At 70.4% G+C, this 24,409-nt stretch carries 21 protein-coding genes; 12 read left to right on the top strand and 9 right to left on the bottom strand.

Features of this window, described 5'->3' with window-relative positions; genetic code table 11:
* The first annotated feature begins 47 nt into the window (after window positions 1-47).
* Window positions 48-395, top strand: coding sequence for a tryptophan synthase subunit alpha (locus tag EV279_RS02730; RefSeq protein ID WP_133541399.1), 348 nt, complete (start codon window positions 48-50; stop codon window positions 393-395).
* Between the two features lie 29 nt (window positions 396-424).
* Here EV279_RS02730 and EV279_RS02735 read toward each other — a convergent pair whose 3' ends face one another.
* The 5 genes from EV279_RS02735 to EV279_RS02755 form a co-directional block, all read right to left on the bottom strand.
* The gene (locus EV279_RS02735) at window positions 425-856 is read right to left on the bottom strand and encodes a YciI family protein (protein WP_133541400.1); all 432 of its coding nucleotides are present in this window, start codon (window positions 854-856) and stop codon (window positions 425-427) included.
* Window positions 857-1,103: 247 nt separating this feature from the next.
* Entirely contained in the window at window positions 1,104-1,427 is a 324-nt protein-coding gene (gene trxA / locus EV279_RS02740) for a thioredoxin (protein WP_133541401.1), read from the bottom strand.
* Between the two features lie 87 nt (window positions 1,428-1,514).
* Window positions 1,515-2,519 carry a thioredoxin-disulfide reductase gene (trxB, locus tag EV279_RS02745; RefSeq protein WP_133541402.1) on the bottom strand — a complete coding sequence of 335 codons (1,005 nt, stop codon included), beginning with the start codon at window positions 2,517-2,519 and terminating at the stop codon, window positions 1,515-1,517.
* A gap of 128 nt (window positions 2,520-2,647) precedes the next feature.
* The gene (murJ, locus tag EV279_RS02750; protein ID WP_133541403.1) at window positions 2,648-4,246 is read right to left on the bottom strand and encodes a murein biosynthesis integral membrane protein MurJ; all 1,599 of its coding nucleotides are present in this window, start codon (window positions 4,244-4,246) and stop codon (window positions 2,648-2,650) included.
* Window positions 4,243-6,519, bottom strand: coding sequence for a DUF6049 family protein (locus EV279_RS02755; RefSeq protein WP_133541404.1), 2,277 nt, complete (start codon window positions 6,517-6,519; stop codon window positions 4,243-4,245). The genes murJ and EV279_RS02755 overlap by 4 nt, the downstream gene beginning before the upstream one ends.
* 170 nt (window positions 6,520-6,689) lie before the next feature.
* Between EV279_RS02755 and EV279_RS02760 the strand changes: the two genes are divergently transcribed.
* From EV279_RS02760 to EV279_RS02795, 8 genes are all read left to right on the top strand, one after another.
* Window positions 6,690-8,222, top strand: coding sequence for a methyltransferase (locus EV279_RS02760; protein ID WP_133541405.1), 1,533 nt, complete (start codon window positions 6,690-6,692; stop codon window positions 8,220-8,222).
* Between the two features lie 101 nt (window positions 8,223-8,323).
* Window positions 8,324-9,751, top strand: a complete 1,428-nt coding sequence (locus EV279_RS02765) for a CCA tRNA nucleotidyltransferase (protein WP_133541406.1) — start codon at window positions 8,324-8,326, stop codon at window positions 9,749-9,751.
* A 69-nt stretch (window positions 9,752-9,820) separates the two neighbouring features.
* Entirely contained in the window at window positions 9,821-11,152 is a 1,332-nt protein-coding gene (locus EV279_RS02770; RefSeq protein ID WP_133541407.1) for a GAF domain-containing protein, read from the top strand.
* Window positions 11,153-11,375: 223 nt separating this feature from the next.
* A complete protein-coding gene (locus EV279_RS02775) occupies window positions 11,376-12,926 on the top strand; it encodes an aldehyde dehydrogenase family protein (protein WP_133541408.1) in 1,551 nt (516 codons plus the stop codon).
* Window positions 12,927-13,238: 312 nt separating this feature from the next.
* A complete protein-coding gene (locus EV279_RS02780; protein ID WP_133541409.1) occupies window positions 13,239-14,879 on the top strand; it encodes an ABC transporter substrate-binding protein in 1,641 nt (546 codons plus the stop codon).
* Window positions 14,880-14,978: 99 nt separating this feature from the next.
* On the top strand, window positions 14,979-16,055 hold the full coding sequence (locus EV279_RS02785; RefSeq protein ID WP_133541410.1) for an ABC transporter permease: 1,077 nt from the start codon (window positions 14,979-14,981) through the stop codon (window positions 16,053-16,055).
* Window positions 16,055-17,065 (top strand): ABC transporter permease, encoded by a 1,011-nt coding sequence (locus tag EV279_RS02790; RefSeq protein ID WP_133541411.1) that lies wholly within the window; start codon window positions 16,055-16,057, stop codon window positions 17,063-17,065. Before EV279_RS02785 ends, EV279_RS02790 begins: the two co-directional genes overlap by 1 nt.
* Window positions 17,062-18,771: an ABC transporter ATP-binding protein gene (locus tag EV279_RS02795; protein WP_133541412.1), complete on the top strand. Its 1,710-nt coding sequence runs from the start codon at window positions 17,062-17,064 to the stop codon at window positions 18,769-18,771. Before EV279_RS02790 ends, EV279_RS02795 begins: the two co-directional genes overlap by 4 nt.
* Window positions 18,772-18,779: 8 nt before the next feature.
* Here the strand turns inward: EV279_RS02795 and treS are convergent, their stop codons facing one another.
* The 4 genes from treS to EV279_RS02810 all read right to left on the bottom strand — a co-directional run bounded on the left by treS (window position 18,780) and on the right by EV279_RS02810 (window position 23,033).
* Complete coding sequence (gene treS / locus EV279_RS02800) at window positions 18,780-21,107, bottom strand: maltose alpha-D-glucosyltransferase (RefSeq protein ID WP_133541413.1); 2,328 nt, start codon at window positions 21,105-21,107, stop codon at window positions 18,780-18,782.
* A 216-nt stretch (window positions 21,108-21,323) separates the two neighbouring features.
* Window positions 21,324-21,599, bottom strand: coding sequence for a hypothetical protein (locus tag EV279_RS16975; protein WP_243728405.1), 276 nt, complete (start codon window positions 21,597-21,599; stop codon window positions 21,324-21,326).
* A complete protein-coding gene (locus EV279_RS16980) occupies window positions 21,596-22,024 on the bottom strand; it encodes a hypothetical protein (protein WP_243728406.1) in 429 nt (142 codons plus the stop codon). Before EV279_RS16980 ends, EV279_RS16975 begins: the two co-directional genes overlap by 4 nt.
* Window positions 22,025-22,322: 298 nt before the next feature.
* Window positions 22,323-23,033: a DUF998 domain-containing protein gene (locus EV279_RS02810; protein WP_133541414.1), complete on the bottom strand. Its 711-nt coding sequence runs from the start codon at window positions 23,031-23,033 to the stop codon at window positions 22,323-22,325.
* A gap of 188 nt (window positions 23,034-23,221) precedes the next feature.
* On the opposite strand from EV279_RS02810, the gene rpsF reads away from it, so the two are divergent.
* From rpsF to rpsR, 3 genes are read left to right on the top strand one after another with little or no spacing between them, the layout of a single operon-like run.
* Window positions 23,222-23,605 carry a 30S ribosomal protein S6 gene (gene rpsF, locus EV279_RS02815; protein ID WP_133541415.1) on the top strand — a complete coding sequence of 128 codons (384 nt, stop codon included), beginning with the start codon at window positions 23,222-23,224 and terminating at the stop codon, window positions 23,603-23,605.
* Between the two features lie 5 nt (window positions 23,606-23,610).
* Window positions 23,611-24,117: a single-stranded DNA-binding protein gene (locus tag EV279_RS02820; RefSeq protein WP_133541416.1), complete on the top strand. Its 507-nt coding sequence runs from the start codon at window positions 23,611-23,613 to the stop codon at window positions 24,115-24,117.
* 27 nt (window positions 24,118-24,144) lie between these two features.
* Complete coding sequence (gene rpsR, locus EV279_RS02825; RefSeq protein WP_133541417.1) at window positions 24,145-24,399, top strand: 30S ribosomal protein S18; 255 nt, start codon at window positions 24,145-24,147, stop codon at window positions 24,397-24,399.
* The last annotated feature ends 10 nt before the right edge of the window (window positions 24,400-24,409 follow it).

The following is a 24,409-nucleotide window of genomic DNA, read 5'->3' on the forward strand; positions in this document are numbered from 1 at the left end:
AGCCTAGGCAGGGCCGCCGGGTCGGAACCGGCGTTTAGGCTGGAGCAATGGCGACGCACGACGACACCCCGCGCCGGCGGGCGAGTCTCGAGCTGCTGCGCGCCGAGGCGGCCGATGAACTGGCAGTCCTGGTACACGAGCGGCTGCGTGCAGGCGAAGACCCATGGGACTTCATGGAGGACCTGCCGTCGGTCGACGAGCTCGTCGTCTTCACCCTGCGCGCCGAGAACATCGCCGCCGACGGTGGCGCCCGTCCGAACGCCGCGCGACACTATCGCGTGCTGCGCCAGATCGCTCTGGACTACCCGCCGCTCACGCGCGCGGTGTGGCGCCTGCTCGGCGACGCCAACACGCACCGCCGCTGGGATGCGGTGGTGCGTGCCGACGCGTCGTAGCCGAGGCATCCCTCCCGCCGTCCTGCGGCTCAGCTGTGGGCGGCCCGCCACTCCTGCGCCTTCTCCGCCCACTCGCCCACGGCGGCATCCTCCGCGCTCAGATCCAGGTCGGAGAACTCGTTGACGCGTCGCACCTCCAGCGCCGTCCCCGGGCCGAGCGGGCACCGGCGCGCCCAATGCTCCGCCTCTTCGCGGCTTGCGACCTCGAGGATCCAGTAGCCCGTGAAGATCTCCCGCGCCTCCGTGTAAGGCCCGTCCGTCACGACGGGCGGCTGCGACGAGAAGTCGACACGGAATCCCTCGCTCGCGTCGGAGAGCCCCTCTGCCGAGAGGAAGACACCGGCCTTCTGCAGCTCGTCGTTGTAGGCCCCCATCACGGCGACCACCTGCGCGAGGTCGAGCTCTTCCGCCGCTCGGGCCGCCGCCGCGGGCTCGACGTTCATGATCAGCATCCAGCGCATGTCCTGCTCCTTGTCGGTGACGGACCCTCGGTCCGGATCGGGCCGCTCGGCCCGCCTCATCCTGTGCGTCGAACGGACGGAGGTGAGATCGACATCCTCGCCGGAGATCGTTCCAGGGTCGGCGGACGCCCGGCCCGGCGTGTCCCGCGCGCGGCGACGAGAGACAGCATCACGATACGCGGAAAGCCCCGGTGAGGAGGACGAATCCATCCTTCACCGGGGCTGACGGCGGTCACCCGCGTGCGGGTTACGCGAGGTAGGCCGCGAGGTCCTTCTCGAGCGCGAACTTCGGCTTGGCGCCGATGATCGTGGTCTGCACCTCGCCCTTCGAGAAGACCTTCATCGCCGGGATCGACGTGATCTGGTACTTCATGGCGAGATCGGGGTTCTCATCCACGTTGAGCTTGAGGATCGTGAGCTTGTCGGGGTTCTCGGCCTGAATCTGGTCGAGGATCGGCGACACCATGCGACACGGTCCGCACCACTCGGCCCAGAAGTCGACGAGAACCGGGCCCTCGGCCTGGAGGACGTCCTCGTTCCACGTGCTCGAGGTGGTTGCCTTGGCGGTCATTGGATCTCCTTCTGTGAAGTCTTCGTCATAGGACAACGATCGGTTGCTCCGTGATGTTCCCGGAGCGTTCCGGCTCCCAGCCGGGACTCAGCCCGCCTCGACCACTGCGGGCTGGGCCGCCTCGGGGAGCCCTTCGATGAGGTCGGCCTCGGGTGCCGGCGCACCCGCCTGTCCGAGGGAGGCGAGGAAGTGCTCGACGTCGAGGGCGGCGACCGTGCCGCTGCCGGCGGCCGTGACCGCCTGGCGGTATGTCGGGTCGATCACGTCGCCCGCCGCGAACACGCCCGGGACCGATGTGCGTGAGGAGCGGCCGTCGACCCAGATCGTGCCCGCCGGCGTCAGGTCGAGCTTGTCGTGCACCAGGTGCGTACGGGGATCGTTGCCGATCGCGACGAAGACGCCGTCGAGCGCGAGCTCCCGCGTCGAGCCGTCGACGGTCGAGCCGAGGACCACGCCCGTCACGGCCTCGTCGCCGACGATGTCGACGACCTCACTGTTCCAGACGAACTCGATCTTGGGATTGGCGAAGGCTCGCTCCTGCATGATCTTCGAGGCGCGCAGCTCGTCGCGGCGGTGGATGACGTAGACCTTCGACGCGAACTTCGTGAGGAAGGTCGCCTCCTCCATCGCCGAGTCGCCACCCCCGACGACCGCGATCGTGCGCTCGCGGAAGAAGAAGCCGTCGCAGGTCGCGCAGTACGAGACGCCGCGGCCCGACAGGCGCTCCTCGCCGGCAATGCCGATCTTGCGGTGCGCGGAACCGGTCGCGTAGATGAGCGAGGCCGCCTCGTGCACCGCTCCGCTGCCGAGCGTGACGCGCTTGACCGGTCCGTCGAGGTCGAGGTCGACGACGTCGTCGTAGAGCACCTCCGTGCCGAAGCGCTCCGCCTGCTCCTGCATCTTGGTCATGAGGTCGGGACCCTGGATGCCCTCGGGGAATCCGGGGAAGTTCTCGACGTCGGTCGTGTTCATGAGCTCACCGCCCGCTTCGACCGAGCTCGCGATGAGAAGCGGCTCGAGGTTGGCGCGCGCCGCGTAGATCGCAGCCGTGTAGCCCGCAGGACCGGAACCGATGATGATGACGTGACGCACGTCAGCCCCCTTGAATGACTTTCGGATGACTCAACCCATCGTAGGCGCCGGATATTCCAGGCCCTGCGGGCTGTGAGGCGGTTCACAGAACCGGCGGCGGGCGGTGCCGGGAAAGGGCTCGGCAGGGCTCAGCGGCCCAGTAGCCGCCGGACGAGAGGACGCGCGACGGCCAGTTCCGGGGTGCGCAGGAGCCACAGGACGGCGAAGTACACGACCGCGGCGGCGGCGCCGATGATCGCGGTTCCGACGGCGCCGAGGAGTCGGTCCGCCACCGTCCAGCCGTCGACACCGCCGAGAAGCAGGAACACGCCCCAGCCCGCCGCGGCCGCGGGGACGGCGGCCAGGGCGAAGCGGCCGAGCGACAGCATCCATCCCGCCGTCCCGATTCCGCCGAAGCGACGCGAGAGGAGCCACGTCGCCACGGTGACCTGCACGATGCTCGAGACGGACTGGCCGAGCGCCACTCCGGCGGCGCGGTACTCGACGGGCAGCAGGGCCCACGCGAGGAGCGCGGTGCCGACGACGAGAGCTGTCTGCACGAGCGTGAAGAAGAAGGGCGTGCGCGTGTCGTCGTACGCGTAGAAGGTCCGCTGCACCACGAAGAGCACCGCGAGCGGCACCAGCGACACCAGGAAGCACACGAGCACGAGGGCGGCCTGCTCGGCCTGCGGAGCGGAATTGGTGAAGATCCGCGAGGCGGGGATGGATGCCGCGGCCAGCGCGGCCGTGGCGAGCACCGTGAACAGTCCGAGGATGCGGATGCTGCTGCCGATGTCGGCGCGTACGTCGTCCCGGCGTCCCGCCTGCGCGTGCTCGCTCAAGCGCGTGAAGTAGGGCGTTCCGATCGACAGCACGATGACGGAGTACGGGAGCATGAAGATGAGCCACGCGTTCTGCGTGGCGAAGACGCTGGCGCCCTGGCCCGACGCGCCGGAGAGCACCTGGGACTGCACGAGACCCGCCAGCTGACCCGCGACGACCATGAGGAACGTCCATCCGGCGAGCCGTCCGAGGTGGTTCAGTCCCACTCCGCGCCACCGGAAGTCCGGCCGCAGGTGCAGGCCCGCCCGCCGCCAGAAGAAGAGGAGCAGCGCCGTCTGCAGCACGATTCCCGCCGTCGCCGTGCCGGCGAGGAGGGCGATCATGCCGTCCGTCCACTCCGAGACGACCGACTGGTCGGCGCCGAACAGCGCGATGAAGATCGCGAAGCCGGTGATCGACACGATGTTGTTGACGATCGGCGCCCACGTGTAAGGGCCGAAGACGCGGCGCGCGTTGAGGATCTCGCCGAGGAGCGCGAACAGGCCGTAGAAGAAGATCTGGGGGAGGCACCAGTAGGCGAAGGCGGTCGCGAGCGCGAGCTGATCGGGGCTGTAGCCCGGCGCGTAGAGCAAGACCAGCAGCGGCGCGACGATCATGGCGACCGCCGTGGTCGCCAGCAGCACGACCGTTCCGAGAGTCAGCAGCTTCGAGGTGAAGCCGTGTCCGCCGTCGGGGTGGGCGGCGGCCTTCACGATCTGCGGCACGATCACCGCGGTCAGGAGCCCGGTCGAGATGATCGCGTAGATATTGTTCGGGAGCTGGTTGGCGACGGCGAAGGCGTCGCCGGCCTCGCTGCCGAGAGAGCCGATGGCGGCGACGAGGACGATCGTGCGCAGCAGCCCCGTGAGCCGCGAGACGATCGTCCCGGCGCCGATCAGGACGCTCGCGCGCGCCACCCCGCTCACGACTTCTCCTCCTCGACGGTCCCGCGCTCGGCGTCCCGCCGGGTCTCGGTGTCGGCGTCGGCCCCCGGCTCCGGCCCGGGATGGGCGTCGGCGTGCGTCCCGGGCCCCGCCTCGGTGTCGGCGTGCGTCTGCGCCTCGGGCCCCGCCTCGGCGTCGGCGTGGGTCTGCGCCTCGGGCCCCGCCTCCGCCCTGGCGCGGCGGCGACGGAGGATGGTGCGCACCACGCCGAGGAGGACGAAACCGACCGCGAGGACCGCGAGGATGACGAGTCCGATGCCCTCCCAGTCCGCGCGCACGTGGACCTCCCGCACCTGCGGCTCACCGATCCGAACCCCGGTGGGGCTGCGCAGCTCGAGCGCGATCGTGACGTCGCCGCTGCCGATCTGCGCCTGCACGGGCACCTCGACTCGCGTGTTGCTCTGCGGCTGGGCGACGACCTGGGTGCTCTCCTGCACTTCCAGTCGCAGGTCGTCGGGCGCGGCCAGCAGGGTGACGTTGACCGGGTAGGGCAGGTCGTTGCGGATCCAGACGGGGATGATCGCACCCGAGGTGATGAGCTGGATGGGACTGGCCCGGAGGATGCCCACCGAGCCGAGCGTGGCGACCGTCGCTTCGCGATGCGCCGAGAGCGCCACCCCCCACGCCTCCGGATCGCTGCGCCATCCCTCGCCGAGCAGCTGGAGGATCTCGTTGCGCTCGCGGCCCGTGATCTGGCTCGGATCATCGAGCACGGATGCGAATTGGGTGAGCTGCTCCTCGCCCGAGACGAGTCCGGATGCCGCGGCCACGCGTGCGTCGTCAGGGGGGACGTCGGTCACCTCGACGGCGGATGCGGGCGCATTGGCGAGCGCGCCGAGTGTGGAAGGAACGGCGGACGGCGCCTGAAGGGCGGTGCTGATCGCCGTGCGCAGAGCAACCCGGGAGCGATTCTCGCCGCGGTCGACCGTCACGAGCAGGGGGGCGCCGTCGGTCTCGGCGAGGGCGAACGACAGGAAGGCGGTGGCTGCTGCCAGGTGCGCGTTGCGCAGCGCTCCCTCGTCGAGGGCGGATGCCTCTTCCAGCTGCTCGGACACGGCTGCGTCGTACACCAGCACCGGCGCCGACCCGGCGTCTCCACGGGCCGGGATCGTCGCGCCGTCGACGCCCGCGATCGTCGTCGTGGAGGGGATGACGGTGAGGCTCTCCTGTCCGTCGACGGGCTCACCGCCGAGTGCCGCGACCACGGATGAGCCGGCGGTACCGGTCTCGGGCCAGAAGACCCCCGCTCGCGCGACCCCGATGTCGAGCAGGGTCGCCATGTCGGGGTACACCCCCGCGGTGGGATCGCCGGTCGGGGTGGGGCTCGGCGTGGGAGCGGACGTCTCGCTCGGTATCGGCGTGAAGTCCGCCGGGGTCATCGCGTACGAGAGGGAGGTCGGCTCCAGGAGCGGCACGATGCCCGCCTGCACCTGTGAGGCGACGTCGGCGTCGCCGTACTGAAGGGCGAAGCGCGTGTTGGGGATGGCCATGAGGCGCGTGAGCCAGGCGGCGGCGCTCTCGGGCGCAGACGTCCCCAGCACGCGGATCGCGGCCACGACGGCGGGATCCACGGCGAGGATCGCCTCGGTGCCGTCGACCGCGTCGAGCTGCGCGGTCAGCGACCCCTCGGGAGAGGTCAGCTCGTCGAGCTCCGCCGCGGTGAGCAGGCCCGCCCCCGTCGCCTGTGCCGTGATGGGCACGACCACACCGACCCCGACCTCCCGCGTCGTGTCGCCGGCCACGACGACGACGCTCGTGGACGTGTAGGCCGCGGTCGGCGTCGTGAGGGTCGCGACGACGGGGTAGGCGCCGGGGCCGAGGCTGGAGATCGCCGGGACGCCGGCATCCACCGTCACCCCCTGCGTCTCGCCGCTGCGGGCGGCCACGGCGGGGAAGCTCGCGAGGCCGACCTCGGTGACCGCGGATCCCGTCGTGTCGCCGTCGAGCCAGTCGTCGAGATCGCCCCGGCTGGTGAAGGCGGCCGTGCCGAAGCCGATCGAGACGGTCCCGCCGAGGGTGGTCGTGTCGGTGTCGTTCGTCATCGTCACCGAAACGTTGAGCGGCTGGCCCGGCTGGATCAGCCCGCTCGAGATCGGCGACAGCGTGAAGACCGCCTCGCCCGGCTCGGCGCTGGGCGCGGGGGTGGGCGTGGGTGCCGCCGCCTCGATGACGGATGCCGCGGCGCTCGCGGAGGAAGCGGACGGAGCCAGGAGCAGCGCCACGGCCGCGGCGAGCGCGCACAGCCGAGCATGCACTCGCCGCGCAGAGGGCACGGCAGGCGGTGGGGACTCAATCATGCTGGGGTTCGCTCCTGTGCGATTCCGGACCGCACGATCGTCTGCGATTCTACGGGCGGCGTCTTCGAGCCCCCCGAGCGCGCCCGCGGTTCGCCGGACGGGACTCGCCGGCGCGGTTGAATGGAGTCATGCCGTCGCCGCCCCTGCCGCAACCCGAGCCGGCTCTCTGCCTCGCGCTCGCCGCGGACCTGCGCGCGGCGCGCTTCCACGGGGAGGACGTCCGTGCGGCGTGGGGCGAACTCGCCGACGACGCGATCGCGCGCGGGCTGCGTCGACCCGCGGAGCGCGCGCTGGCCGATCGTGACGACCCGATCGCCGTGCTCGCGCGGCTGCTCGTGCTCGGGATGCCGCAGTCGCTGTCTCAGGTGGAGTCGGCGCTCCCGCGCACGACGGCGGCGGGGCTGGTGGCGCTCGGCCTCGCCGAGGTGTCCGCCGACGGCATCCGTCCCCTCGCGGTGGTGCGCCCCCAGCCCTATGTCGACGACACCGGAGAGGGCGGCTGGTGGGTGGCCAGCGACCTCGACGAGGCGGCGCTGGGCGGACCTCTTCCGGAGGATCACGTGCTCGGCGTCGGAGGTGCCTCGCTCACCCTCGCCGGGCTGCAGCTTCCCACCCCGGCGCGCCGCGGGCTCGACGTCGGCACCGGCTGCGGCATCCAGGCTCTCCGCGCCCGGCGGAACGTCGCCGAGGTCGTCGCGACGGACATCTCCGAGCGCGCGCTACGGTTCACGCGGCTCAACGCGCTACTGAATTCCGTCGACGGCATAGAGCCTCGACGGGGCAGCATGTTCAGCCCCGTGGCGGGCGAGCAGTTCGATCGGATCGCCTCCAATCCGCCCTTCGTGATCACGCCTCGAGCGGAAGGAGTGCCCGAGTACGAATATCGCGACGGCGGAATGATCGGCGATGACCTCGTGGCGGAGTTCGTACGGAGCGTGGGGTCCCACCTGACTCCGGGGGGCGTCGCGCAGCTCCTCGGCAACTGGGAGACGCGCCCCGGCGCCGTCGGTCTCGACAGGGTGCGGGACTGGGTGGCGCAGTCGCCGGTGCCGCTGGACGCGTGGGTGGTCGAGCGCGAGACACTGGACCCGCTCTCGTACGCGGAGCTGTGGATCCGCGACGGCGGCACCCTCCCCGGCAGCCCGGAGTTCGGCCGCCTGATCGACGCCTGGCTCGAGGACTTCGCCGGCCGGCATGTCGAGGGCGTCGGATTCGGCTACATCCTCCTACGCCGGCCCATGGCGGGCGGCCCCACTCTCGCGCGCTACGAGCGCGTCGGCACGCCGCCCTCCGGCGCGCCGCTCGGCCCGCATCTCGCCGAGGCGCTCTCCGCCCACGACCGGCTCACGGCGCTTGCCGACGGCGACCTGGAGGCCTCCGTCCTGACCGTCGCGCCCGACGTCAGCGAAGCGCGGCACCACCTGCCCGGATCGGAGTCCCCGAGCGTCATCGAACTCCGGCAGGGCGGCGGATTCGGCCGCGTCATCGAGGTCGACCCCGCGCTGGCGGCGCTCGTCGGGGCATGCGACGGCGACCTGGCGGTGGGTCCTCTCGTCGCGGCGATCGCGGAGCTGCTCGAGGTCGATGGGGCAGCGCTGCGGGAAGATCTGCTCCCGCGGATCCGCGAGCTGATCTTCACGGGATTCCTGCGATTCTCCTGAGCTGAACCAACGCCACGATCGGCGACGGCACCGGCGTCATCACCATCCTCGACGACGACTGACGCGGCGGAGCCCTCGGAGCCCCTCGGTAGGCTCGATGCATGCTCAACATGGCCGAGGGCGTGCAGCGCCTCGGCGCGCTCGCGGAGTCCCCCGTCGTCTCGAAGCTCGCTCGCGCGTTCGCCGACGCCGGCCGGGAGCTCGCGATCGTCGGCGGACCGGTCCGCGACGCGCTGCTGGGCCGGGAGGTGAACGACCTCGACTTCACGACGGACGCCCGGCCCGACGACATCCTCGCCATCGTCACCCCCATCAGCTCGGCGCGCTGGGATGTCGGGCGCGACTTCGGCACGATCGGCGCCCGCATCTCGGGCGAGCAGGTCGAGATCACGACGTACCGCGCCGACAGCTACGACGGGCTCACGCGCAAGCCCACGGTCGAGTTCGGCGACACGCTCGAGCAGGACCTCGTCCGCCGCGACTTCACGGTGAATTCGATGGCGCTCCGGGTCCCGGCCCGCACGCTCGTCGACCCCACGGGCGGGGTCGAAGACCTGCTGGCCGCCCGACTCCGAACGCCGTCGGATCCCGCGGTGAGCTTCGGCGACGATCCCCTGCGCATGCTCCGCGCAGCGCGCTTCTCGGCGCAACTCGGCTTCGACGTCGACGCCGCCACCGAGGCCGCGATCGGGGAGCTGCGCGACACCCTGTCGATCGTCAGCCCCGAGCGCATCCAGAGCGAGCTCGTGCGCCTGCTTCAGACCGACGACCCCGTGCGCGGCATCCGCCTCCTCGTCGAGACGGGTCTCGCCGACGTGTTCCTCCCCGAGGTCCCGGCGCTGCGCCTGGAGGTCGACGAGCACCACCACCACAAGGACGTCTACGAGCACTCGCTGACCGTGCTGCGGCAGGCGATCGCGCTCGAGAAGGAGAGGGAGCCGGATGCCGCGCCCGACGTGCCGCTGCGGCTCGCCGCCCTCCTCCACGACATCGGCAAGCCGTCGACCCGCCGCTTGGAGCCCGGCGGCGGGGTGACGTTCCACCACCATGACGTCCGCGGTGCGCGGATGGCCAGGAAGCGCCTGCAGGCGCTGCGCTTCGACTCCGACACGATGGGCGTCGTCTCGCGGCTCATCGAGCTGCACCTGCGCTTCTTCGGGTACGCCGAGGGGGCGTGGACCGACTCGGCCGTGCGTCGCTACGTGCGGGATGCCGGCGCCGAGCTCGAGCGGCTGCACATCCTCACCCGGGCCGACGTCACGACGCGCAACCGGCGCAAGGCCGCGCGGCTCGCCGCGGCCTACGACGACATCGAACGGCGCATCGACGAGCTCGCGGCGCAGGAGGAGCTCGACGCGATGCGCCCCGAGCTCGACGGGAACCGCATCCAGCAGGTGCTCGGCATCCGTCCCGGCCGCGAGGTCGGTGAGGCGTACCGCTTCCTCCTGGACATCCGGCTCGACGAGGGGCTGATCGGCCCCGAAGAGGCCGAGCGGCGGCTCAAGGACTGGTGGGCCGCGCGCGCCTGACCCGGGCACCGTGCCTCGGGCACCGGCCTACACTGGATCCACGCTCCCCGATGTCGATCGGAGCCCGCGATGAGTTCGGCGTGGTCGATCAGGCGCGAGCCCTCTCCCGAGAACTCGCGGCTCCTCATCGAGCGCGCCCATGAGGAGCTCGTCGCGGGGAACGCCGCCGACGTGCGGCTCGACGACGTGCGGCCCCTCGTGCGCGAGTCATGGCGGCGGTCCCTCGAGCACCTCGTCGGTGCCGAATCGCTTCCGCCCCTCGACCTCGCCTCCCCTCAGCTCGACCGATATCGGCGGGAGCACCCGCTGGCGGGGGTCATCGACATGATCCGCGGCCTCCTCGTCCCCGGCGACCCTGACGACGCGGGGGTCGTCGTCGTGGTCGGGGATGCGGCCGGCCGGCTGCTGTGGGTGGAGGGCGACCGCCGCGTCCGCGCCCTGACGGGCGACATGGGATTCGTACCGGGGGCGAAGTGGTCGGAGGATGCCGTCGGCACGTCGGCGCCGGGCACCGCGATCGCCCTCGACCGTTCCGTGCAGATCCGCGGCGCCGAGCACTTCAACCGGCTCGTGCAGCCCTGGTCGTGCACGGCAGCGCCCGTCCACGACCCCGAGACCCGCCGGATCCTCGGCGTCATCGACGTCACCGGCGGCGACCAGGTCGTCACGCCCCAGGCGCAGCTGCTCGTGGATGCCACGGCCCGCGCCGTCGAGGGGGAGCTCCTCCTCGCCCGGCTGCGCGCACGGGATGCGGCGCCGCCCCGGCGCGCGAGGCGCCGGCCGGAGGCGGCGCGGACGACCCTCCGGGTGCTGGGTCGCGATCGGGCGCTGCTCGAGGTGTCTGGCGACGGCGTAGAGACCGTGTCGGAGCTCGGGCTGCGCCACGCCGAGCTGCTGCTCATGCTCGCCACCCACCGGCAGGGCCTCTCGGCGGAGCGGCTGGCGGAGCTCGTGTACGGGGATGCCGAGGCCGCTGTCACGCTTCGCGCCGAGGTCGTGCGCTTGCGCAAGGCGCTCGAGCGGGCCGCACCGCACCTCCGGCTCGAGTCGCGGCCGTACCGCTTCCCCACATCCGTCGAGACGGATGCGCACCAGGTGCTCGGCCTGCTCGACCGCGGCGCCCACCGGGTGGCCCTGGCCGCCTACCGCGGGGAGGTGCTGCCGGACTCCACTGCTCCGGGCGTCGAGGACTTCCGCGACAGCGTCCGCACGACATTGCGGGAGGCCCTGCTGGCCGCGGCATCCGTCGACGTACTGCTGGCCTTCGCGGACACGACCGCCGGAGCCGACGATGAGGAAGTGCTGCGCCTGTGCCTCTCCCTCCTTCCCGCCCGCTCTCCCAAGCGCGCGGGATTGGTGGCCCGTATCGAGCGCCTCGAGAAGATCTCGACGAATCCCTAGCGAAACTAGGAAAAGATCGCTAGCCTGTCTAGCGAAAGCAGGATCCGGCGCCGCTTGCCGGCGCTCCCTCGCCAGGACGCCCGCCGAACTCCCACATCTCGGCGGGCGTTCTTCATGCGGGCGCCGCTGTCCCCCGGGCCGATGCAACGCGATGCAACCTCCCGCCGCCTACTTTCGACGCAGCGCGGCACCGACGCCGTGCATCAGCGTCGAAGGAGACAACATGACCATCGTCGGAGAGGGTGTGTCGAGCGTCTACGCGGCTCCCGGGCAGCGGGGCTCGGTCGCGAACTACCGCCCGCGGTACGGCCACTACATCGGGGGCGAGTTCGTCGAGCCCGTCAAGGGCCAGTACTTCGAGAACATCTCACCCGTCAATGGCAAGCCGTTCACCGAGGTGGGCCGCGGGACGGTCGAGGACATCGACCGGGCCGTCGAGGTCGCCTGGCGCGCGTTCGACAGCTGGAAGCGCACGACGCCGGCCGAGCGGGCCGTCATCCTCAACCGGATCGCCGATCGCATCGAGCAGAACCTGGAGCGGATCGCCGTCGCCGAGACGTGGGAGAACGGCAAGCCGGTGCGCGAGACGCTCGCCGCCGACATCCCGCTCGCGGTCGACCACTTCCGGTACTTCGCCGGCGTGCTGCGGGCGCAGGAGGGGTCCCTCAGCCAGCTGGACGACGACACGGTGGCGTATCACTTCCACGAACCGCTCGGCGTCGTGGGCCAGATCATCCCGTGGAACTTCCCCATCCTCATGGCGACATGGAAGCTCGCCCCGGCGCTCGCGGCCGGAAACTGCGTCGTGCTGAAGCCCGCGGAGCAGACCCCCGCCTCGATCCTCTTCCTGTTCGAGATCATCGGAGACCTGCTCCCCGCCGGCGTCGTCAACATCGTGAACGGCTTCGGCATCGAGGCAGGTGCGCCGCTCGCGCAGCACAAGAGGATCCGCAAGGTCGCGTTCACGGGCGAGACCACGACGGGGCGCCTGATCATGCAGTACGCCTCGCAGAACCTCATCCCGGTCACCCTGGAGCTCGGCGGCAAGAGCGCGAACGTCTTCTTCGAGGACGTCGCGCGCTCCACCAACGACGCGTACTACGACAAGGCGCTCGAGGGCTTCACGTTCTTCGCCCTGAACCAGGGCGAGGTCTGCACGTGCCCGTCGCGCGCGCTGATCCAGCGCTCGATCTACGACCGGTTTCTCGCCGACGGACTGGATCGCGTCTCGAAGATCGTGCAGGGCAATCCGCTGGACCCGGCGACGATGATCGGCGCCCAGGCATCCAACGACCAGCTCGAGAAGATCCTCAGCTACATCGACATCGGCACCCAGGGCGGGGCCAAGCTCCTCGCCGGCGGCGAGCGCGTCGACCTCGGCGGAGACCTGAGCGAGGGCTTCTACGTCGCACCGACGGTGTTCGAGGGCACGAACGACATGCGCATCTTCCAGGAGGAGATCTTCGGGCCGGTCGTCTCGGTCACCTCCTTCGACGGCTTCGACGACGCGATCTCGATCGCCAACGACACGCTCTACGGTCTCGGCGCGGGCGTCTGGAGCCGTTCGGGCGACACCGCGTACCGCGCCGGACGGGCGATCGAGGCCGGCCGCGTCTGGACGAACACCTACCACCAGTACCCCGCGCACGCGGCGTTCGGCGGGTACAAGCAGTCCGGCATCGGCCGGGAGAACCACCTGAAGATGCTCGACCACTACCAGCAGACGAAGAACCTCCTCGTCTCGTACGCCGAGGGAGCGATGGGCTTCTTCTGAGCCTGCGTCCCCTCGCCCGGCTCGCCCGTCGACCGCGTCCCCATGGCGGTCGTCGGGCGGGCCGCGACCACCTACTGGAAGTGCACGCACCTGACGATCGACGTCGTGCCCGGGCGCGGTGGTTCGCACGCGGGCCGACGGTTTCGCAACCGGGCCGACGGGGCCGGCACGCGGCATCCGGTGCCGCATTCGGAGGGTTTCAGTCTCGTTACGAATCGTTCACTGGATTGCCCTTTGGCAGGAGCGGGGGAAGGATATCCGAGGGCCGCGTCACCTGGACGCGGCCGACTCGTTCACAGCAGAGGTAGCACTATGTCACTGCACCACAGCGCGCGCGGCCGTCTCGGCCTCGCGATCGGGGCCGTCGGGGCCTCGGCTCTTCTCCTCGCCGGCTGCGCCGGCGGCGGCGGGGGATCCTCGACCGGGGGCGCGGATGCCTCGGGCGAGCCGCTCATCGTCGGCACGACCGACAAGATCACGTCGATCGACCCCGCCGGTTCGTACGACAACGGCTCGTTCGCCGTGATGAACCAGATCTACCCCTTCCTCTTCAACAGCCAGTACGGCACGGCCGACGTCACGCCCGACATCGCCGAGTCCGGCGAGTACACCTCGCCCACCGAGTACACGGTGAAGCTCAAGGAGGGTCTGACCTTCGCCAACGGCCACGACCTCACGGCGTCCGACGTGAAGTTCTCGTTCGACCGCCAGGTGGCCATCGCCGACCCGAACGGTCCCTCGTCGCTTCTCGGCAACCTCGACAGCGTCTCAGCGCCCGACGACACGACCGTCGTCTTCACGCTGAAGAACGGCGACGACCAGACGTGGGAGCAGATCCTGTCGAGCCCCGCGGCCCCGATCGTCGACGAGGAGGTCTTCTCGGCCGACGCCGTCACCCCCGACAACGACATCGTCGAGGGCAAGGCCTTCGCGGGCCAGTACGTCATCGACTCGTACAAGGTCAACGAGCTCATCTCGTACTCGCCGTACGCGGACTACCAGGGCTCGCTGCCCGCCCCGGAGAACTCGGGCATCTCGGTCAAGTACTACGCAGACCCGTCGAACCTCAAGCTCGACATCGGCAACGGCGACATCGACGTGGCGTACCGCAGCCTCTCGGCGACCGACATCGACGACCTCAAGGGGAACGACGGCGTCAAGATCGTCGACGGCCCCGGCGGTGAGACCCGCTACATCGTGTTCAACTTCAACACGATGCCCTACGGCGCGACGACGGCCGAGGCCGACGCCGCAAAGGCGCTCGCCGTCCGCCAGGCCGCCGCTGACCTGATCGACCGCGACGAGCTGTCGAACGACGTCTACAAGGGCACCTACACCCCGCTGTACTCGTTCGTCCCGCAGGGTCTGACCGGCGCGACCGAGCCGCTCAAGGAGCTCTACGGCGACGGCAACGGCGGACCCGACGTCGAGAAGGCGACGGCGCGGCTCGAGGCCGCCGGCGTCGAGACGCCCGTCCAGCTCAACCTGCAGTACAACGGCGACCACTACGGACCCTCGTCGGGCGACGAGTACGCCGCCGTCAAGTCGCAGCTCGAAGAGGGCGGCCTGTTCACCGTCAACCTCCAGCAGACCGAGTGGGTGCAGTACGCCAAGGACCGCACGGCCGACGTCTACCCCGCCTACCAGCTGGGCTGGTTCCCGGACTACTCCGACGCCGACAACTACCTGACGCCGTTCTTCTCGAAGGACAACTTCCTGGTCAACCACTACGACAACCCGGAGGTCCAGGAGCTCATCACGACGCAGGCGACCCAGACCGACCCCGCCACGCGCGAGGAGGAGATCGGCAAGATCCAGTCGCTCGTGGCGAACGACCTCTCGACGCTGCCGCTGCTGCAGGGCACGCAGATCGCGGTCGTCGGCGCGGACGTCGACGGCGCGACGCTCGACGGCTCGTTCAAGTTCCGTTACGCGCCGCTGAACAAGCAGTAGCACCCAGTGCGGGCCGGCAGGCCGGATGCCCGGGGGCGGAAGATCCCTCCGCTCCCGGCGCCGGCGGCCGGCCCGCGCCTCACCCCTTAAGGCTCACGCATGGTTCTCGCGGCCGAAGAAGCGATCACCGCCGATCCGCTCGTCTCCGCAAAGGGCAGCGGACTCTGGCGCTACATCCTGATCCGCTTCTTCCTCATCTTCCCGACGGTCATCATCCTCGTGACCGTGGTCTTCTTCCTCACGCGGATCACGGGCGACCCCATCACCGCCGCGCTCGGCGGACGCCTTCCGCCCGACCAGCTCGCCGAGCGCGTCCGCGAGGCGGGCTACGACCGGCCGCTGATCGTGCAGTACTTCGAGTACATCCTGGGCGTCTTCCGCGGCGACTTCGGCACGACGATCACCGACAATCAGCAGGTCAGCCAGATCCTCGTGCAGTTCGGCCTGGCGACCCTCGAACTCACGATCTACGCCCTCATCGTCGCCTTCCTCATCGGCATCCCGCTGGGGCTCCTGGCCGCCCGCCTGCGCGACCGCTGGCCCGACGCCGTCCTCCGCATCAGCGCCATCCTCTTCTACGCGACGCCGATCTTCTTCGTCGCGATCCTGCTGAAGCTCGTCTTCTCGGCCTGGCTCGGCTGGCTCCCCGTCGCGGGCCGCGCATCGACCCGGACCGAGCTGCAGCTGCAGACCCTCGAGAATCCGACCGGCATCTACCTCATCGACGCGATCCGCCTCGGCAGCCCTCAGGCGGTCGGCGATGTGCTCCAGCACGCGATCCTGCCCGGGCTCGCCCTGGGCCTCCTCACGGCGGGCGTGTTCCTGCGCCTCGTCCGCACCAACGTCATCGGCACGCTCGGCGCGCAGTACGTCACCTCGGCACGCTCCCGCGGCGTCGGCGAGTACCGCCTGCTCACGAAGCACGCCTATCGTCCGGCCCTCATCCCGATCGTGACGGTCATCGGACTGCAGGTCGGCCTGCTGCTGGCCGGCGCCGTCCTCACCGAGACGTCGTTCGAGTGGAAGGGCATCGGCTTCCACCTGGCGCAGTACATCCTGTCGCGCGACTTCGTCGCGGTGCAGGGCATCGTCATCATGATCGCCGTCATCATCGCCGTGACGAACTTCATCGTCGACATCGTCGCCGTGCTCATCGACCCGAGGGTGAGGTACTGATGTCCACGCAGCCTTCCGCGTCGAGGACGGATGCCGCGGCATCCGCTCCCGCGCCGGCCGCCGCTTCCGCGATCACGACCCGCAAGAAGCCCCTGCGCGACCGCATCCCCGTCCTCTCGCACGTGCGTCAGAGCGTCGGGCTCCAGCGGGGCATGCTCGTCGCGGGACTCGTCATCCTCGCGGTCTTCGTCGTCGTCGCCGTCTTCGCACCGTGGATCGCACCCTACGGGTGGGCGCAGCGCAGCGTCGACGGAGTGAAGTTCGGCACCCAGCAGCCCCCGAACCCGCTCAACATCTGGGGCACGACGGTGGGCGGCTTCGACGTCTACTCGCGCGTGATCTGGGGCGCGCAGACCGCTATCCTCGCGATCCTCTGCGCGATCGTCTTCTCGATCTTCCTCGGGATCGCGCTCGGCCTCCTGAGCGGCTACTTCGGCGGGTGGCTCGACCGCATCCTCGTCGTCATCGCGGACGCCATCTACTCCTTCCCATCGCTCCTGCTCGCCATCGTCATCTCGATCGTCATCTCGGGCGGCCGCTCGACGCTGTGGAGCGGCATCCTCTCCGCGGCGATCGCCATCACGGTCGTCTTCGTCCCGCAGTACTTCCGCGTCATCCGCGCCGACGTCGTTCGGATCAAGGCCGAGCCGTTCGTGGAGTCCGCGCGGGTCATCGGCGTGCCGACGGGCCGGATCCTCACGCGCCACGTGCTGCGCAACTCCCTGCGGTCCGTCCCCGTCATCGTGACGCTCAACGCCTCGGAGGCGCTGCTGACCCTCGCCGGCCTGGGCTTCCTCGGGTTCGGGATCGATGCGACGGCCGCCGCCGAGTGGGGGTACGACCTCAACCGCTCCGTCGCGGACGCCTCGAGCGGCATCTGGTGGACATCGATCCCCCCGGGCCTCGCGATCGTGTTCGTCGTCCTCGGGATCACGCTCGTCGGCGAGAGCCTCAACGATCTGAGCGACCCGCGGCTGCGCCGCCGCCGCCGCGCGGGAGGTGCGGCATGAGCCTGCAGACCCAGCAGAACGAGAGCCGGTCGGCGGTCGCCGCCGTGCGCGACCTGCACGTCACGTTCGCGACGGACGCCGAGCCGGTGCAGGCGGTCACCGGCATCAGCATCGAAGCCCGCGCCGGCGAAGTGCTCGCGATCGTCGGCGAGTCGGGGTCCGGCAAGACGGTGACGGCCAACACCCTCCTCGGGCTCCTCCCCGAGACCGCGACGCTGTCGGGAGCCGTGATCATCCGCGGGCGCGACGGCGGCGAGACCGATGTCGTGCACGCGAGCCGCGAGCAGCTGCGCGAGATGCGCGGCCGCGACGCCGCGATGGTCTTCCAGGAGCCGTCCACCGCGCTCAACCCGGTGTTCACGGTCGGGTTCCAGATCGCCGAGGGGCTGCGGGCACACGAGAAGCTCTCCAAGTCCGAGGCGAAGGCGAAGGCGGTCGAGATCCTCCGCAAGGTCGGCATCCCCGACCCCGAGAAGCGGGTCGACGACTATCCCCACCAGTTCTCAGGAGGGCAGAAGCAACGCGTCGTCATCGCGATGGCCCTCGTGCTCGACGCGAAGCTCATCATCGCCGACGAGCCCACGACAGCCCTCGACGTCACGGTGCAGGCCGAGATCCTCGAGCTGCTGCGCGCGTGCCGCGACGACTTCGGCGCGACGATCGTGCTGATCACCCACAACATGGGCGTGGTGGCCGACCTCGCCGACCGCGTCGTCGTGATGTACCGCGGCGACATCGTCGAGCAGGCGAGCGTGCGGGACATCTTCGCCGCCCCTCGCGAGGACTACACCAAGGCGCTCCTCGGCGCCGTCCCGCGCGTCGGACGTGGCAAGAGCGCGACGCAGGACCCCGCGATTCCAGCCCCCACCCAGGCGCCCGAGGGGAGCCTCGTCGTCGCGAAGAAGGTGCAGATCGGCTACCCGGGCCGCTTCGGATCAGCGGGGGTCGTTGCCGTGAAGGGCGTCGACTTCTGGATCGCCCCGGGCGAGGTGCTCGGCCTCGTGGGGGAGTCGGGCTCGGGCAAGACGACGATCGGCCGCGCCATGGTGGGGCTGACGGAGGTGCTCGGCGGATCGCTGACCGTGCTCGGCCAGGAGCTCAAGGGAGCCAAGCCCCGTCACCTCACGAAGATCCGCCCGCACGTCGGCTTCGTCTTCCAGGATCCGGCGACGAGCTTCAATCCGCTCCTCACGATCGCGGAGTGCATCGCCGAGCCGCTCCTCGTCCACGGGCGGGATTCGTCGGCGCAGAAGGCGCGGGCACGGGTGGACGAGCTGCTGGATGCCGTGCACCTGCCGACCTCCTACGGCGACCGCTACCCGCACGAGCTCTCGGGCGGCCAGCGTCAGCGCGCGTCGCTCGCGCGGGCGCTCATCCTGAACCCCAAGCTGCTCATCGCCGACGAGCCGACGAGTGCGCTCGACGTCTCCGTGCAGGCCCGCGTGCTCGAGCTCTTCGCCGAGCTGCAGAGGGAGTTCGGCTTCGCGTCGCTCTTCATCAGCCACGACCTCGCCGTCGTCGACGAGGTCGCGGACCGCGTGGTCGTGCTGCGCCAGGGGGAGATCCGCGAGCAGGGAACGACGGCACAGGTGCTCATGGATCCTCGGGACGACTACACGAAGCGGCTGCTGGCGTCCCTTCCCGTGCCGGACCCGGTCGAGCAGGCGACCCGCCGCGCCGTCTGGCAGTCGTCCCGCGGCGCCTGAGAAGGAGGTCAGGCCCCGGCGATCTCCGGGCCCTCCTGCGGCTCCTCGGCGCGCAGCAGCAGGAAGTGCCCGCCGTACGGCTCGAGCTGAAGCGGGAAGCTCTGCAGGTCGTCGACGCGCGCGATCACCTCTCCTGTGACGGCGTCGATCACGTCGGAGCGGGCCTCGAGCTGATCGCTGCGGACGGTGCCCGTCACCTCCTCGTCGGTGAAGTTCAGCACGGTCAGCTGGAGGACGGGCGCATTCTCCTCGGGTCCGCCGAGACGATGCACGAGCACGAGCATCCCGGGGTGCGCGACATCGGGCACGTCGATCTGCGTCGCGACGGCGATGGAGTGCTCCCGCCGCACCGCGATGATCTCGGCCAGGCGCGAGGCGAACGACTCGTCCGACGTCAGCTGCGCGGGCAGCGACCCGTACAGCGAGCGCGCGCGCGGCATGCCCGACGACGACCGCTCTGCGTCGGGTGCGGCGTCGACGAGGTCGTGCGCTCCCCGTTCGATCCACCGCGTATCGCCCCGCGCGATGAGGTCGGCGACCTCCGCGCGCGGCAGGGTCAGCATCCCGGTCAGATCCCAGCCCGACAGGGCGAAGACGCCCGGCTGCCACGCGTTGAACTTGCACAGCAGCAGATGCGCGTCGCGGATCGCGGGGATCTCGTCGTCGGTGACGTCGTCGACCGTGGCGGCTCCCCGCGTGGCCGCGATGAGCGAGGCCATCGTGCACGCGATGCCGTTCTGCGTGAAGACCATGTTCAGCTCCGACGACCCGGTGAGCTTCTCGGTGAGGTCGGCCCGGATCTCCTCGGCGAGCTCGGCGCCGGTGACCTCGCGCCCGCGGAACTCGAAGGGGTCGTCGCGGTGCTGGGCTGCCCAGTGCACCAGCTCGTAGGTCAGCTCGTCGTGGTTCTGCAGCCCGTGCACGAGGCCGACCGGCTCGACGCCGAGCGCGAGCGACTGCCGCAGGGCGAGGCGCAGGAACTCCGTGTCACCCGTCGCGAGGGCGTGCTGGTAGGCGGGACGGCTCACGAAGTCGTACGACAGGTCGGCGCCGACGGCACCGGTGTCGCGGATGTCCTCGATCGCGAGGTTGAGCTCCTGGAAGGTGAAGCCGCCCACCTTCCGGACCATGCCCGCGATGATGTGGTTGGCCGCGTGCGACAGCGGGTGGCCCTCCGACCAGGCGGGCATCCCCTCCGCGCTCTTCTCCACCCCGAGGAACCCGTTGGCATCGAGGCGCAGCGCGCTCGAGCCGAGGTCGCCGAGCGAGTGGAGCGCGTCGCCGATCACGAGCCGCATGCCGGCGAAGGTGGGATCGAGCCAATTGATGGATGGCTGGCCCTCCTTGAAGTAGTGGAGGTAGACCCAGCGCCGGGCCTGCCCGTCGACGCCGGTCACGGCATCCGTCACACTCCAGTTCGTCTCCTTCACGCCGGGCGTGTAGAAGATGACGCGCTGCAGCTCGCCGATGATGTACCCGCGATCGGCCAGCTCGCGCTCCGTCGCAGGGTCGAGGTTCACCGCGTCGCGACCGGGCGGCACGTCGGGAAGGAGGTGCCAGTCCTCCGGCGGGATCTCGATCATGTGGTAGATCCCGGGGTAGTCCTTGAACCCCATCTCGGCGAGGCGGAAGTCCGCGCCCTTGCCGGTGTGGCCGGGCACGATGTCGTCGATGACGCTGCCGCCGTGCTCGTCCGCGACGTCGGTCAGCCGGCGGAATGCCTCCTCGTCGCCGAAGAGCGGGTCGATCTGCGTCGAGATGCGGTCGAAGTGGCCGTCGACGCTCGGGGTCTCCTGCCAGCCGAGAATGCCGCCGGCCCGCTTGACCGGGCCCGTGTGCAGGGCGTTGATGCCGATCGCCTGGAACGCATCCCACAGCTCCTGCTGGCCGAGCGCGTCGAGGAACGACTGACCGGGCCGGGTGATGAGCGAGATGGGGTACGCGGTGAACCACACGTCGGCGGTCTCGATCGCGCGGCGCGCGTCGGGTCGCGCGTAGGGGTTGCGCCACATGCTGGGCTGTCCCGAGAGCTGGCGGCTGAGCACGTCGGAGTCCTTCAGCATCGACTGGCGCACGAGCCACTCGACGTAGGAGGGGTTGGTGCCGATGGCGCTGCGCGGATCGGTCGCGATGCGGCGCAGGTTGCTGCGGCGCAGCTGATCCCTCGGGCGCAGCCGCCTCGGGCGCGCCGGGTAGAGCTGCTCGTCGAAGCTGATCTCGGGGATCGACGACGTCGTGGGCGGCGGCTCCACGGGGGTGCCGGGCTCCGGGGAGCCGCTCGTCGGCAGGGAAGAGCTCTCGCTCGTCTGCGGGGTGTCGGTCACGGGCTCGTCCATCGGACCTCCTCGATGGTCGTGCGAAAACAGCGCGTGGCTCACACGTTACGCAGGCCCGCAGTCCGGTCAACCCTCCTTCACTCGGAAGGCGAGTCGTGATAGCGGGCCCCGCTCGACGGGATGCTGTCGAGATCAGGATTCCACGCCCGCCTCAGGAGCCGTTGCCCACTTCCGCCCTGATCTCGGCCCGCCATCCTGAACTCGTCAGGCAAGTGCCTACCGGTTCACGTCGTCGGCGTCCCACCCGAGGTCGGCGCCCTCGCGCAGCGGCAGGGCCTCCAGTCGCCCGTCGGTGCACAGCGCCCGCACGAGGGCGGAGGATCCGCCCACGATCGTCGAGTCATAGTCGATCTCGCTCACCAGCACCCACGCGCGGTCGGCCGGCCAGACCAGGCTCGGCGACTCCGCCGATGGACCGAACCCCTCCGACTCCGACTCGCGGTCGCGCCACGGCACGCGCTCGATCCACGCCGGGTCGGCGAGCTCCGTCACGCCGCCCCGGAACAGGACGTGGTCGCGGGCGGGCAGGGCGAGCGCGGGCCGCGAGAGATGTCGTCGGACGGGATGCCCGCCTGCCACGTCGGCTTGCGGAAGGCGTTGTTGAGCTGATCGCGCCCGGAGTGCTCGAGGAAGTCGAGGTGGCGCGCTTCCACGGAGTTCCGCGGGGTGTCGTCGGTGGCCGAGAGCGTCAGGAGCGCGCGCGACGGACCGTACCCCATTCCGCCGACGAGGCCGCCCCATCCCTCCCACACGGCGACGAAGCCGTCGTCCGGTGTGGTGGTGTGCCTCCCCAAGACCGCCGCGACGGCGGCCATGAGGTCGGGTTCGAGCTGACCATGGGCCGGCCGCCCGTACCGCCAGCCCGCGGCATCCCTCGGCCCGTCCTCTCCCGGAACCTCTCGGCGATGTGATGCCATTGCGCCAGAGCGTGCATCGTGGTTCCGAAGCCGGCTGCGGCCTGCTCCCATCTCACACGCTCGGCCTTGAACTCGGGCTGGGCGGCGTCGAAGGCCTCCCATTCCCGGCGATGAGCCCCATAGGGAAGCGGCGGCCAGGGCCGCCCGCGGGGCCGATCCCGCTCGACGGGGTGGAACACCCGCGCGTACGCCTCGAACCCCCGCGGCACGACGTCGTGCATGGTCCCGCGCCAGGGGTCGTCGATCCGCTCCCGGATCCAGTCGCCGGCCGCGACATCCGCCGTCCACTCCATGCCCGTCACGCTACCCGGGCCGGATCAGGAGGATGGCAGGCGAATGCGACGACCACGAGTCCGAGGGCGACGAGCTCGGCGCCGACGAGGACGCGCTCGCCGAGGCCGATGGGGAAGAGCATCCACCACGGCGTCCCGCTCGCTTCGGCGACGCCGATCAGCACCCCGGCCACGACGATCGCGGCGAGGACCACCACGGCGAGCACGAGCGCCAGCGTGAGCAGGCGATGATCGAAGCTCGAATCCCGCCGGAGGCGTCCGCGTCGGCGGGCCTCCCGCGCCGCGAGCGCGAGGATCGCGACCGGAAGGGCGACGAAGGCGACGATCGACGCCCCGCGATGCAGGTACCCCATCCACGTCGCCCCCGCCGCCCAGTCGGCCTTCGGGAAGAGGGCGACCCCCAGCATCCCGATCACCCACAGCGCGATGCCGATGCTCGGCACCGAGAGGGCGCGGCACACTCCCGTCCGCACGAACAGCACGAGCGTCGCCGCCGAGCCCCACGCGATGAGGACGACCCCGAGGACGAAGGCGGGGGCAAGCGGCGAGCGCCCGTACTGACTGATCGTGATCCGGAGCGGGTCGATGCCGTTGGTCGGTGCGACGACGTGGAGTGCGGCGATGAGGAGGACGCCGAGCGCGAGGCAGGCGAGCTCGACGGCGCGCAGCGCGCGGGTCGCGCGATCGGCCTCTCGGGCGACGGATGCCTCGGCCATGCGTCCACCCTAGGCATCCGTCCCTCCCGCCCGGTCGCGGAACCGATTCGGGGTCCGACCCGGCTTCCGGTATGATAGGAGGGTTGTCCGCACGCGGGTCGTCCCGCGCGCATCGCGGACACGTGCAACACACCCTCCTGCTGTCGGGAAATGCCCGTCAGCCGTTCTAGTCCGAAGGAGGTGGGTAAGTGACGCACCAGTACGAACTCATGGTCATCCTCAACCCTGAGATCGATGAGCGCCAGGTCGGCCCGAACCTCGACAAGTTCTTGAAGGTCATCACCGCAGACGGTGGCTCGATCGACAACGTCGACATCTGGGGCAAGCGCCGTCTCGCCTACGAGATCCAGAAGAAGTCCGAGGGCATCTACGCCGTCGTCAACTTCACGGCCACCAGCGCCGCCACCCAGGAGCTCGACCGCCAGCTGAACCTCAGCGAGCAGATCATGCGCACCAAGGTGCTCCGCGCCGAGGAGGCCATCGCCCAGGTCGCCGCCGAAGCCAAGCGCTCCGAGGAGAAGGCCGCCCGCAAGGCCGCCCGCCCCGCGAAGCCCGCGAAGCAGGACGCGTAACGGTCATGGCCGGCGAGACGATCATCACCGTGGTGGGGAACCTCACGGCTGATCCCGAGCTGCGCTACACGCAGAACGGTCTCCCCGTCGCGAACTTCACGATCGCGTCGACGCCGCGCAACTTCGACCGCCAGGCGAACGAGTGGAAGGACGGCGAAGCGCTGTTCCTCCGCGCGAGCGTGTGGCGCGAGTTCGCCGAGCACGTCGCCGGTTCGCTCACGAAGGGCTCCCGCGTCATCGCGACCGGTCGCCTGAAGCAGCGTTCGTACGAGACGCGCGAGGGCGAGAAGCGCACCGCGATCGAGCTCGAGGTCGACGAGATCGGGCCGTCGCTGCGCTACGCGACCGCTCAGGTCACGCGCGCGGCCGGTGGCGGCGGCGGAGCGCCCCGCCAGCAGCAGGTCGCCGACGAGCCCTGGTCCACCCCCGGTTCGTCGTCGTCGTCCGGCGGCAGCTCGGCCGACGCGTGGAGCACGCCCGGCACGTCGTACGGCGACGACACCCCCTTCTGATCTCACACCACTCTTAAGGAACATCTCATGGCTGGAAAGTCGAGCGGCGACCGCCGCAAGCCGCGGAAGGGCGCGAAGAACGCCGCCCCCGCGAAGGCGATCCGCGTCGGCGTCATTGACTACAAGGACGTCGCCACGCTTCGCAAGTTCATCTCGGAGCGCGGCAAGATCCGCGCCCGTCGTATCACCGGTGTCTCGGTGCAGGAGCAGCGTCTGATCGCGAAGGCGATCAAGAACGCGCGCGAGATGGCGCTCCTGCCCTACGCCGGCGCTGGCCGCTAAGGAGCACGAG

The sequence above is a fragment of the Microbacterium sp. BK668 genome, from assembly GCF_004362195.1.
Classification (GTDB): domain Bacteria; phylum Actinomycetota; class Actinomycetes; order Actinomycetales; family Microbacteriaceae; genus Microbacterium.

Bases quoted from the DNA above. Each gene is read 5' to 3' on its own strand.
- EV279_RS02730 (WP_133541399.1), top strand. From the start codon at position 48: ATGGCGACGCACGACGACACCCCGCGCCGGCGGGCGAGTCTCGAGCTG.
- EV279_RS02735 (WP_133541400.1), bottom strand. From the start codon at position 856: ATGCGCTGGATGCTGATCATGAACGTCGAGCCCGCGGCGGCGGCCCGA.
- trxA (WP_133541401.1), bottom strand. From the start codon at position 1,427: ATGACCGCCAAGGCAACCACCTCGAGCACGTGGAACGAGGACGTCCTC.
- EV279_RS02760 (WP_133541405.1), top strand. From the start codon at position 6,690: ATGCCGTCGCCGCCCCTGCCGCAACCCGAGCCGGCTCTCTGCCTCGCG.
- EV279_RS02765 (WP_133541406.1), top strand. From the start codon at position 8,324: ATGCTCAACATGGCCGAGGGCGTGCAGCGCCTCGGCGCGCTCGCGGAG.
- EV279_RS02770 (WP_133541407.1), top strand. From the start codon at position 9,821: ATGAGTTCGGCGTGGTCGATCAGGCGCGAGCCCTCTCCCGAGAACTCG.
- EV279_RS02775 (WP_133541408.1), top strand. From the start codon at position 11,376: ATGACCATCGTCGGAGAGGGTGTGTCGAGCGTCTACGCGGCTCCCGGG.
- EV279_RS02780 (WP_133541409.1), top strand. From the start codon at position 13,239: ATGTCACTGCACCACAGCGCGCGCGGCCGTCTCGGCCTCGCGATCGGG.
- EV279_RS02785 (WP_133541410.1), top strand. From the start codon at position 14,979: ATGGTTCTCGCGGCCGAAGAAGCGATCACCGCCGATCCGCTCGTCTCC.
- EV279_RS02790 (WP_133541411.1), top strand. From the start codon at position 16,055: ATGTCCACGCAGCCTTCCGCGTCGAGGACGGATGCCGCGGCATCCGCT.
- EV279_RS02795 (WP_133541412.1), top strand. From the start codon at position 17,062: ATGAGCCTGCAGACCCAGCAGAACGAGAGCCGGTCGGCGGTCGCCGCC.
- treS (WP_133541413.1), bottom strand. From the start codon at position 21,107: ATGGACGAGCCCGTGACCGACACCCCGCAGACGAGCGAGAGCTCTTCC.
- EV279_RS16980 (WP_243728406.1), bottom strand. From the start codon at position 22,024: ATGGCATCACATCGCCGAGAGGTTCCGGGAGAGGACGGGCCGAGGGAT.
- EV279_RS02810 (WP_133541414.1), bottom strand. From the start codon at position 23,033: ATGGCCGAGGCATCCGTCGCCCGAGAGGCCGATCGCGCGACCCGCGCG.
- EV279_RS02820 (WP_133541416.1), top strand. From the start codon at position 23,611: ATGGCCGGCGAGACGATCATCACCGTGGTGGGGAACCTCACGGCTGAT.
- rpsR (WP_133541417.1), top strand. From the start codon at position 24,145: ATGGCTGGAAAGTCGAGCGGCGACCGCCGCAAGCCGCGGAAGGGCGCG.